Origin of the sequence: Mesorhizobium sp. M7A.F.Ca.CA.001.10.2.1 (genome assembly GCF_003998575.1) — a bacterium.
In the GTDB taxonomy this organism is placed as follows: domain Bacteria; phylum Pseudomonadota; class Alphaproteobacteria; order Rhizobiales; family Rhizobiaceae; genus Mesorhizobium.
Genome location: NZ_RZQY01000965.1, coordinates 1 through 1,593 on the forward strand (window position 1 = coordinate 1; position 1,593 = coordinate 1,593).

Annotated in this window: 2 protein-coding genes; both read left to right on the forward strand. The window is 63.7% G+C overall.

Going from position 1 to position 1,593, the window contains the following annotated elements; translation table 11 throughout:
• Positions 1–157: 157 nt before the first annotated feature.
• Positions 158–1,105, forward strand: coding sequence for an ABC transporter permease (locus EN964_RS33995; RefSeq protein WP_127269831.1), 948 nt, complete (start codon positions 158–160; stop codon positions 1,103–1,105).
• The coding region (locus tag EN964_RS34000) for an ABC transporter permease (protein ID WP_164776340.1) at positions 1,102–1,593 on the forward strand (492 nt) is incomplete at its 3' end. The genes EN964_RS33995 and EN964_RS34000, both read left to right, overlap by 4 nt.

Below are 1,593 nucleotides of genomic sequence, written 5' to 3' on the forward strand. Positions count from 1 at the left end.
CAGAAGATCCTGGCGGACGATGCCGTGGTCGGCTTCCTCTACGAACTGCCCAAGGTCGGCGTCTGGGACGCCAAGCTGCAAGGCCTGTGGGAAAACGCCCCGATCCAGGCCAATGATTTGACCAAGGTGAAGTGGAGCGAGTGATCCCCCACCTTCCATGACCGCCTACCTCCTAAAACGCTTCGCCGTCGCGCTCGCCACGCTGGTGCTGGCTTCCATGGTGGTGTTCGCCGTCCTGGAGATCCTGCCCGGCGATCCGGCGCGGCTGATGCTGGGCCTGAACGCCAGTGCCGATCAGGTCGAGCTGCTGCGCAACCAGATGGGCCTCAACGCGCCGCTGGCCTTGCGCTACCTGCAATGGGCCGGCGGCCTGCTCAGTCTCGATTTCGGCCGCTCCTACACCTATTCGGTGCCGGTCATCGATCTGGTGCGCGAGCGGCTTGCCGTCTCGCTGCCGCTGGCGCTGATTGCGCTTGCGCTCTCCACCATCATCGCGATTCCCGTTGGCCTGTTTTCCGCCAGCCGGCGTGGACGCGCCGGTGACACGATTTCCATGGGCGCCGCACAGCTTGGCGTTGCCGTGCCCAATTTCTGGTTCGCGCTGATGCTGATCTATGTCTTCGCCGTCTGGCTGCGGCTGGTCCCCGCCGGTGGGTTTCCCGGCTGGAGTGCTGGCATCTGGCCAGCCTTGAAATCGCTGCTGCTGCCGGCGGTCGCACTTGCCTTGCCGCAAGCCGCGATCCTGGCGCGCGTCACCCGCTCGGCGCTGATCGAGGTGCTGAACGAGGACTATATCCGCACCGCCCGCGCCAAGGGCCTGCCCTATCGCGCAGTCTTGTGGCGGCATGCACTGCGCAACGCCATGATCCCGGTGCTGACCATTCTGGGCCTGCAGTTTGCCTTCCTGCTTGCCGGCACCATCATCATTGAGAATGTCTTTTACCTGCCCGGCCTCGGCAGGCTGGTGTTCCAGGCCATCACCCAGCGCGATCTGATCGTCGTCGAAAGCGTCGTCATGCTGCTGGTCGCCGCCGTCATCGCCGTCAACCTCCTCGTCGACCTTTCCTATGCGGTTGTCGATCCGCGCTTGAGAAGCCGGCAATGACACTGCAAATCGAGATGTCAGAAGAGACGTTTGGCAACATCCTGGGCAAGGCGTTCAGGAATACCGCCTTCGTGGCCGGTTTCGTCATCACGCTGCTGATCCTGGCAATGGCTGTAGTCTCTTATGGCTGGACGCCCTACGACGTCACCAAACTGGTGATATCGGACAAGACGCAGGCACCCTCGCTGGCGCACTGGTTCGGCACCGACCATTTCGGCCGCGACATTCTGTCGATGGTCATGGTCGGGGCCCGCAATTCGATTGCCGTGGCGCTGGTCGCGGTCGGCATCGGCATGGGGGTCGGCGTGCCGCTCGGCGCCTTTGCGGCGGCACGCGGCGGCCTCGTCGACGAGGCACTGATGCGGCTGAACGACCTCGTCTTCGCCTTCCCGGCTTTGCTGTCGGCGATCATGATCACCGCCATCTTCGGGCCAGGCGCGATCAACGCCATCATCGCCATCGGCATCTTCAACATCCCGGTCTTTGCC